Here is an 8,751-nt window from a genome sequence, read left to right as displayed (position 1 = left end):
GCTTCGGTGCGCAGGGGGTTGATCTCGGAGACGGCGCCGACGAGCGTGGTCTTGCCGACACCGAAGCCGCCCGCGATGACGATCTTCGCGGAGGTCGTCGCGCGAGCGGGTCCGTTAGAGCTTGCGAAGTCCACTGAGGACCCTTTCGAGCAGCGTGACATCGGGCGTTCCGCCCGACTCGCCCGCGGCGGCGGGCTGGTGGATGGCGACGAGGCCGGCCTCGGCCAGGTCGGCCACGAGGATGCGGGCCACACCGAGCGGAACGCCGGCCAGTGCGGAGATCTCCGCGATGGACTTGACCTCACGGCAGAGACCGACGATCCGGGCGTGCTCGGGCAGCAGCCCGGTGGTGCGCTCGGCCGAGCCCGTGGTCGAGATCAGGGCCTCGATCGCGAGCTGGTACCGGGGGCGGGTCCGGCCGCCGGTCATCGCGTAGGGGCGGACCAGCGGCTGCTGCTCGTAGCCGTCGGACTGCTGCCCGCCGTAGCCGCTGCCGTACCCGTTGCCGTACGGGCCGGCGGGTGTCGAGGGCGGGGTCATGGGTCCTCCTTGTGCTGCGGCCTTGGGCAGCCGGTTCCAGCTGGGGCGGTGCCAGCTGAGGCGGGATCAGCTGCCTGAGGGTAGCTGAGGGTGAGGCGCCGGGTCCGGTCGGGTCGGACCCGGTGCGGGGTGGAACGGTGGGTGGTCCGCGTGGGTTCCGGTCAGTGCAGGAGACTGCCCTGGAGTTCCGCGCGGAGTGCGGGGGTGAGGACGGCGCCGGCCCGGTCGACGAGCAGGGCCATCTCGTACCCGACCAGACCGATGTCGGAGTCGGGTGCGGCCAGGACGGCGAGGGCGGAGCCGTCGCTGACGGCCATCAGGAACAGGAAGCCGCGCTCCATCTCGACGACGGTCTGGTTGACCTCGCCGCCTTCGAAGATCCGGCTGGCGCCGGAGGTGAGGGAGGTGAGGCCGGAGGCGACGGCGGCGAGCTGGTCGGCACGGTCGCGCGGGAACCCCTCGGACATGCACAGCAGGAGGCCGTCCGCGGAGACCACCACGGTGTGGGACACCCCGGGGGTGTTGTCCACGAAGTTGGTGATCAGCCAGTTCAGGTTCTGTGCGGCCTGGCTCATCTGGTTCAACTCAACGCTCCTGGTGATCTGCGCCGTTGCCGTCGCTCCGGCCACCGAAACTATCGAATCCGGGCTGCTGGGCACCATGCTGGGAGCCCGGCTGGTTGGCGGCCTGCTCGGCCCCGGCCCGCCGGCCCTGCTGGATGCCGCGGCGCAGGTTGGTCAGGCGGCCGCGGACCTCCTCGGGGGCCCGGGAGACCTGGGGGCCGGTCAGCGGCGAGGCCTCGGCGGTGCCGGAGACCAGGTTGGCCTGCGGGGTCCGCCGGGGGAGGCCCGACATGGTGACCCCGCTGGTCGAGGGCTCGCGGACCTGCTCGGCACGGCGCCAGCGCTCGTCGTTCGCGGACGGGCGCCAGGGCGCGTCACCGACGCCCGGCTGCGGCGGCTGGCCCTGCGGGGCCTGCTGCTGCGGGGCCTGCTGCTGGGGCGCCTGGGCCTGCGGGGCCTGGGGGCGCTCCGGCCGGGGCTGCTGCTGCGGGGCCCGCTGCGGCCGGCCCGGCTGCTGGAGGTCCGGCTGCTGGAGGTCCGGCGCGGAAGTGCCGGGGCGGCGCGGCTGGTACGACCGGGGCCGGCCCTGCGGCTGGCCGTCGGCCTGCTGCGGGTACCAGGGCTGCTCGCCGGTGGCCTCGGACGGGCCGGTCGGCAGGGCCATCGGCTCCTGGCGCTGCGGCTGCTGCGGCGCCTGCTGCTGCGGGGCCGGCTGCGGCTGCTGGAGCTGCGGCTGGGCCGGGCCCGGCACGTTCGGCAGCACCGGCTCCACCAGGCCGAGGCCCAGCGGGTCGCGCGGGTCGATCTGGCTGGCCTCGAAGCGCGGCCGGGCGAACTGCTGGGTGCTCTCCACCGGCGCCGGCTCGGCCGACGGCAGCGGCTGGGGCTGCTGCTGCGGGGGCAGCTGGGGCTGGGCCTGGCGGCCCTGCTGGGGTGCCTCCGGGCCGGGACGCTGCGGACGGCGCTGGCCCTGCGGACCCTGCGGACCCTGCGGACCCTGCTGGCCGGGCCGACCCTGCTGGCCCTGCTGGCCGGGGGCGCGCTGCGGCAGGCCGTCCTGCGGACGGTTGCCCGGACGGGCACCCTGCTGCGGGGCGCCGGGACCGCCGGGGCGGCCGTGCTGCGGCTGCTCGCCGGTCTGCGGCGCGGGAGCGCCCGGAGCACCGTCGAACTCGCCGCCGGGGCGCGGACGTTCCTGGCCGGGGCGGCCCTGGCCGCGGCGCGGCAGGCCGTTCGGGCCGCCCTGCGGCGGGCCCTGACGGCCGGGGGCGCGCTGCGGCAGCGCGCCCTGCGGCGACTGCTGCGGCTGGCCGGGCTGGCCGGGCTGGCCCTGCGGACCCTGCTGGCCCTGCGGACCGGACTGGCCGGGGGCCTGCCGGCCCGGACCCTGCGGTGCCGGGGCCGGTCGGCCCTGGCCGCGCCGGCCCGGCTGACCCGGGCCCTGCGGACCCTGCGGGCCGGACTGCTGCCCCTGCGGACCCTGCGGGCCCTGCTGACCGGGCTGGCCCTGCGGACCGGACTGGCCGGGGGCCTGCGGGCCCTGCTGACCCTGCGGGTTCTCACGCAGCGACTGGCCGACCTGACGGGTCGGCAGTCCAGCCGGTCCACCGGTCCGGCCGCCGGGCGCACCCGGGCCGGCCGGTGCGGCGGGGCCGGCCGGACCGCCCTGGCCGAGCTGCGGACGGCCGCCCTGCGGGGCACCGCCCGCCGGGCCCTGGCCGAGCGCGGCCGGACCGCTCTGGCGGCCGGGCGGCACCTGGCGCTGCTGGCGCGGCGTCGGGGCGGCCCCGCGCTGCTGCTTGCCCTGCCCGCCGGGGCCGGGACGGCCGCCGGGGCCGCGCCGGTCGGCGGAGTTGGTGACGTCGACCGGGAGCATGACCAGCGCGGTGGTGCCGCCGGAGTCGCTCGGACGCAGCTGGATCCGGATGCCGTGTCGCAGGGACAGGCGGCCGACCACGAAGAGGCCCATGCGGCGGGAGACCGAGACGTCCACCGTCGGCGGGTTGGCCAGGCGCTCGTTGATCTCGGCCAGGTCGTCCGGGCTGAGGCCGATGCCGGTGTCGTGGATCTCGACCAGCACCCGGCCGTCCGGCAGGGCGTGGCCGGTGACCCGCACGCGGGTCTGCGGGCTGGAGAACGAGGTGGCGTTCTCCAGCAGCTCGGCGAGCAGGTGGACGAGGTCGTTGACGACCCGGCCGGCGACCTCGGCCGACGGTACGGCGGCGAGCTCGATGCGCTCGTACTGCTCCACCTCGGAGGCGGCGGCGCGGAGCACGTCGACCAGCGGGACGGGGCGGGTCCAACGGCGGCCCGGGTCCTCACCGGCGAGGACGAGGAGGTTCTCGCCGTTGCGGCGCATGCGGGTCGCGAGGTGGTCGAGCTTGAACAGGTTGGCCAGCTGGTCCGGGTCGGCCTCGCGGCTCTCCAGCTCGGAGATGAGCGACAGCTGGCGCTGGATGAGGCCCTGGCTGCGGCGCGAGAGGTTGGTGAACATCGCGTTGATGTTGCCGCGCAGGAGGGCCTGTTCGGCGGCGAGGCGGACGGCCTCGCTGTGCACCATGTCGAACGCGTGGGCCACGTGGCCGATCTCGTCGGTCGAGTCGACGGCGACCGGTTCGACCGTGGTGTCGACGTCGTGCGGGTCGCTCTCGGAGAGCGTCTTGACCAGCTCGGGCAGGCGGCGCTCGGCGACGTCCTCGGCCGCGGTCTGCAGGCGGGTCAGCGAGCGCACCATCGAGCGGGCGATCAGACCGGCGCCACCGAGGGCGATGATCAGGGTCAGGGCGACGGCGGCACCGATGATCAGGGCCTCGGTGTCGGCCTGGGACTGGAGGTCCTGGGCCTTTCCGTCGAGGTCCTCGATCAGCTTGGCCTCGATCCGGCGCTCGGCCGTGATCTTGGTGGTGGCCTTCTCGTACCAGTCCTTGTACGAGACCGCCTCGGTCTGGTGGATGCCGCCCGGCTGGAGGATCGAGCGCGAGTAGCGGTCCGCCTCGGCGATGACGTTGTTGTAGCTCAGCTGGCCGCGCAGGTTGTCCAGGTCGTGCGAGGTGTAGATGTTGTTGAAACTGGTGAGCGCGTTGTCGTACGTGGTGCGCAGGCGGATGCCGAAGGACTCGTCGCTCGCGCTCAGGTCGGGGGCCTTGGGGTTGCCCAGACCGGCGCTGATCAGCGCGCGCTGCTGCGAGGTGGCGTCCTTGGCGAGCGAGAACTGCTGCAGCGCGCGGGTGGCGATGAGCAGGTCCTGGTTGTTGGAGGCGAGCGCGATGTCCTGGGTGATGCCCAGGAGGTCGCGGATGATCACGTCGTAGGCGGTGATCGTGGCCTGGATGTTCTGGTTGTTCTGGTACGGCGTGTTGCGCGCGTCCGCGATCGAGTTCAGGTCCTTGCGGATCTGGAACAGCAGCGCCTTCCCGCCGGACAGCTGGAGGTTCTCGAACTTGTCGGAGGAGGCGGTGAAGGTGCGGCTGAGGTCGTCGGTGCTCTTGCGGGCGGCGACGATCTCGTCGTCCAGCGGGTCGTTCGGCCGGTTGGTGATGTAGCCGGCGCTGATGTCGCGTTCGGTCTGCAGGGCGTCCGCGAGGTTGGTCGCCTTCTTGGCCAGGTCGGAGAGGTTGGCCATCTGGGCGAGCTGCTGCGAGTTCTGCATCGAGGTCTGGATGCGCAGGCCGCCGAGGACCAGCGAGACCATGACCGGCAGCGCGAGCAGGGCGATCAGACGGGTGCGGATCCGCCAGTTGCGCATCGCGAGCCGGCTCAGACCGGTGGCGCGGCGCCTGGTCAGGGTGGTCCGGAGCTTGTCCCGGGCGGACTTCCGTTCCTGGCCGTCGTCCTCCGGCCGGGCGGGAGCCTCGGGCGTCACCGGGTCGGCCGGGCCGCCGGGGGCCGCCGCCTGTTGAGGGGCTGCCACAGGCTCGCGCGACTCCGGGTTACCCGCGGCGCCGCTACCCCTTTTGAAACGTCCCTGCACTGGCGTCGCAACCTCTGGACCGGGCGTCCCGCCGCGTCGCCACGGCCTGGACGGTGTCGAGTTTCCTTCCGCACCCCGGCCGGTCCGGGAGAGCGGGTCGCCGGGGTGGACTGCTCCCTACCCACGGTCCGTGGCATTCCAGCACAGCGAGGGAATCCCAACAAGGGCCGCCGGAACCAGCGGCCGGGTACTACCGACCGCATGCACGGTCTCACTGACTGTGCGGTAACCGGACCGGAATACCGCCTTTTTCGGACACTCGCCGGATACATGCCAACGTGGCCGGAGATCGACAAGAGTCGCAGACCTGCCGGAATGCCCGTTACGAGCGAATTGTCGGGAAATTCCGATCCGGCGATATGTCGGATATTCGTGATTTGTGCGTCAATTTGTGAGCAAAATCACAGGTGAATGTGTAGCTTTGGTCACGGCCGGTATGGAAAGAGATCTCGTAACCTTGGCTGTCTCCGGAGCACGGCCCCGATCAGCCTGCCCAGAACCCCTCCGAATCAATCGGAACCACGCAGGCCGGTGCGGACCCTTGGCGGGACCGCCCGGCCACGACCACGAGGTGCTCTCGATGTCCCTGGCGAAGAAGGCCACCAAGTCCACGCTGTCCTGCCGCTCCACGGCGAACCCGCGCCGGACCACGCTGGCCTCGGTCGAGGACTTCAGCAAGATCCCGGGCGCCCGCAAGTCCGAGGACGTCGTCACCTACGGCACCGAGCTGCCGGCCGTCACCGCCAACCCGCGCCGCACCCAGCTGATGGTCGCCCCGGTCATCACCCCCCGGGACTGATCCCGGCCCCAGCGCCGAGGGCGCCGCGGACCAAGGGGTTCGCGGCGCCCTCGCGCGTTCCTCCTCGAACCGTGCTGAACAGGGGCAAAGCGGTCCCGGGAGGCCCCACGCGATAGCCTGGGCGACGATTGACGGGGCCGCGCCCGTGGCGGGCGAGGCGCCCAGCAGCGCCCGGGGGCGCCCCGGGCGGCCGACGAAGCGAGGGGTAGCCCAGCCGTGCGCATTGCCAGGTTTTCCGTCCGGGAAGGGAGCCCTGCCGCCGGCAGCGTTTCCTTCGGCGTGGTCGAGGGGGATCCGTCCCGGCCCGACTCGCTGGTCGTGCACGAGCTGGCCGGTCACCCGTTCGGCCAACCCCAGCCCACCGGTGAGAGCTACCGCTTCCAGGACGTCCGGCTGCTCAGCCCGATGCTCCCCAACAAGATCGTGGCGGTCGGCCGCAACTACGCGGCGCACGCGGCGGAGCTGGGCAACGACGTCCCGGACGTCCCGCTCACCTTCTTCAAGCCGTCCACCTCGGTGATCGGCCCGACCGAGAACATCGCCTACCCGCCGTTCTCCTCGGACGTCCACCACGAGGCCGAACTCGCCGTGGTGATCGGCCGGATGTGCCGCGAGGTGCCGCTGGACCGGGTGCCCGAGGTGATCCTCGGCTACACCTGCGCCAACGACGTCACCGCCCGGGACGTCCAGCAGCGCGAGGGCCAGTGGGCCCGGGCCAAGGGCTTCGACACCGCCTGCCCGCTGGGCCCGTGGATCGAGACCGACCTCGACCCGGCCGACCTCGCGATCACCTGCACGGTCAACGGCGAGCTCCGCCAGACCGGCCGCACCTCCCTGATGATCCGCTCGGTCGCCGAACTGGTCGTCCACATCTCCGAGGCCATGACGCTGCTGCCCGGCGACGTCATCCTCACCGGCACGCCCGCAGGGGTGGGCCCGCTCAACGTCGGCGACGAGGTCGCCGTCTCCATCGAAGGCATCGGCACTCTCACCAACAAGGTGATCAAGCGTGGCTAACACTGACCCGGCCGTCCGGGTTCGCTTCTGTCCCTCCCCGACCGGCAACCCCCACGTGGGCATGGTCCGCACGGCCCTGTTCAACTGGGCCTACGCCCGCCACACCGGCGGCAAGCTGGTCTTCCGGATCGAGGACACCGACTCCGCCCGCGACTCCGAGGAGTCGTACGGCCAGCTCCTGGAGGCCATGAGCTGGCTCGGCCTGGACTGGGACGAGGGCCCGGAGGTCGGCGGCCCGCACGCGCCGTACCGCCAGTCGCAGCGGATGGACATCTACGCCGACGTCGCCCGCCGCCTCCAGGAGGCCGGCCACGCGTACCACTGCTACTGCAGCACCGAGGAGCTGGACGCCCGCCGCGAGGCCGCCCGCGCGGCCGGCAAGCCCTCCGGCTACGACGGCCACTGCCGCGAGCTGACCGACGACCAGGTCGCCGTCTACAAGCTGGAGAAGCGCGAGCCGATCCTGCGCTTCCGGATGCCCGACCGGACCATCTCCTTCGACGACCTGGTGCGCGGCACGCTCACCTTCGAGCCGGAGAACGTGCCGGACTACGGCATCGTCCGCGCCAACGGCGCCCCGCTGTACACCCTGGTCAACCCGGTGGACGACGCCCTGATGGGCATCACCCACGTGCTGCGCGGCGAGGACCTGCTGTCCTCCACCCCGCGGCAGATCGCGCTGTACGCGGCGCTCGCCGAGATCGGCGTCGGCGACGGCACCACCCCGCGCTTCGGCCACCTGCCGTACGTGATGGGCGAGGGCAACAAGAAGCTCTCCAAGCGCGACCCGCAGTCCTCGCTCAACCTGTACCGCGAGCGCGGCTTCATCCGCGAGGGCCTGCTCAACTACCTGTCCCTGCTGGGCTGGTCGCTGGCCGAGGACCGCGACCTGTTCGACATGGACGAGATGGTCGCCGCCTTCGACGTCGCCAAGGTGAACTCCAACCCGGCGCGCTTCGACCTCAAGAAGTGCGAGGCGATCAACGCCGAGCACGTCCGCCGGCTGGCCCCGGAGGACTTCGTCCGCCGCCTGGTGCCGTTCCTCCAGGGCCCGGGCCTGCTGCCGGCCGAGCCGACCGCCGAGCAGCTGGACCTGCTCGCCCGGATCGCGCCGCTCACCCAGGAGCGGATGGTCGTGCTGAGCGAGATCGTCAACATGGCCGGCTTCCTGTTCGTCGACCCGGCCGACTTCGCGGTGGACCCGGACGACGCCGCCAAGGTGCTGACCGCGGACGCCGGCCCGGTGCTGGAGGCCAGCGTCAAGGCGCTGGAGGAGCTCGCGGACTTCACCCCGGAGCCGATCCAGGCCGCGCTGCGCGAGGCGCTGGTGGAGGGCCTGGGCATCAAGCCCAAGTTCGCCTTCACGCCGCTGCGGGTGGCCGTCACGGGCCGCCGGGTCTCGCCGCCGCTCTTCGAGTCGATGGAGCTGCTCGGCCGCCCCGAGACGCTGCGCCGGCTCCGCTCCGCCCTGGACGCCCTGCCGACGGCCTGAACGGGCCGCGCAAGCGCCTCCTGAGCAGCCCGCGGGCCCGGCTCCGTGCCGGGCCCGCGGCGCACCCGGAGGTCACCGGACGGCCTCCCCGCCGCTGCCTGCGGTTATCGATTTTGGAGCCAGGGCAGACGTCGGGTAATGTTCTTTCTGCGCCGCCCGGGAGGGAACGGACGAGGGAGCGAAAGCCCCTCGGAACGGGACCGACCGAGAGGCGCAACGCCTGAGAAGGGCCCGCAGGGGTTCAACTCTGGTGGGGTATGGTGTAATTGGCAGCACGAGTGATTCTGGTTCATTTAGTCTAGGTTCGAGTCCTGGTACCCCAGCGCAGTACGATCGGTGACGATCACCCCGCAGTACAAATGAAGATCCA

General features: G+C 72.5%; 6 protein-coding genes, 1 tRNA gene and 1 pseudogene. 4 read left to right on the top strand and 4 right to left on the bottom strand.

Annotated features, from left to right (window positions below; all coding sequences use genetic code 11):
- The 4 genes and pseudogenes from ACZ58X_RS33850 to ACZ58X_RS33835 form a co-directional block, all read right to left on the bottom strand.
- Positions 1–134: pseudogene (locus tag ACZ58X_RS33850) on the bottom strand (ATP-binding protein); the annotation flags it as partial.
- On the bottom strand, positions 115–540 hold the full coding sequence (locus ACZ58X_RS33845; RefSeq protein ID WP_350508230.1) for a DUF742 domain-containing protein: 426 nt from the start codon (positions 538–540) through the stop codon (positions 115–117). The gene ACZ58X_RS33845 and the pseudogene ACZ58X_RS33850, both read right to left, overlap by 20 nt.
- 161 nt (positions 541–701) lie before the next feature.
- Positions 702–1,115, bottom strand: a complete 414-nt coding sequence (locus tag ACZ58X_RS33840; protein WP_030248297.1) for a roadblock/LC7 domain-containing protein — start codon at positions 1,113–1,115, stop codon at positions 702–704.
- A gap of 10 nt (positions 1,116–1,125) precedes the next feature.
- Positions 1,126–5,013, bottom strand: a complete 3,888-nt coding sequence (locus tag ACZ58X_RS33835; protein WP_470337390.1) for a nitrate- and nitrite sensing domain-containing protein — start codon at positions 5,011–5,013, stop codon at positions 1,126–1,128.
- A gap of 601 nt (positions 5,014–5,614) precedes the next feature.
- Here ACZ58X_RS33835 and ACZ58X_RS33830 point away from each other — a divergent pair.
- The 4 genes from ACZ58X_RS33830 (at position 5,615) to ACZ58X_RS33815 (ending at position 8,704) form a co-directional block, all read left to right on the top strand.
- Complete coding sequence (locus ACZ58X_RS33830; RefSeq protein WP_470337389.1) at positions 5,615–5,872, top strand: hypothetical protein; 258 nt, start codon at positions 5,615–5,617, stop codon at positions 5,870–5,872.
- 216 nt (positions 5,873–6,088) lie between these two features.
- Positions 6,089–6,889: a fumarylacetoacetate hydrolase family protein gene (locus ACZ58X_RS33825; protein WP_360233045.1), complete on the top strand. Its 801-nt coding sequence runs from the start codon at positions 6,089–6,091 to the stop codon at positions 6,887–6,889.
- Positions 6,882–8,381 carry a glutamate--tRNA ligase gene (gltX, locus tag ACZ58X_RS33820; RefSeq protein ID WP_470337388.1) on the top strand — a complete coding sequence of 500 codons (1,500 nt, stop codon included), beginning with the start codon at positions 6,882–6,884 and terminating at the stop codon, positions 8,379–8,381. The genes ACZ58X_RS33825 and gltX overlap by 8 nt, the downstream gene beginning before the upstream one ends.
- A gap of 251 nt (positions 8,382–8,632) precedes the next feature.
- Positions 8,633–8,704: transfer RNA gene (locus ACZ58X_RS33815), tRNA-Gln, on the top strand.
- Positions 8,705–8,751: the final 47 nt, after the last annotated feature.

The sequence above is a fragment of the Kitasatospora sp. NPDC040550 genome, assembly GCF_055594965.1.
Note: the sequence above shows the minus strand (reverse complement) of the source record. Positions and strands in the feature narration are given on the sequence as shown.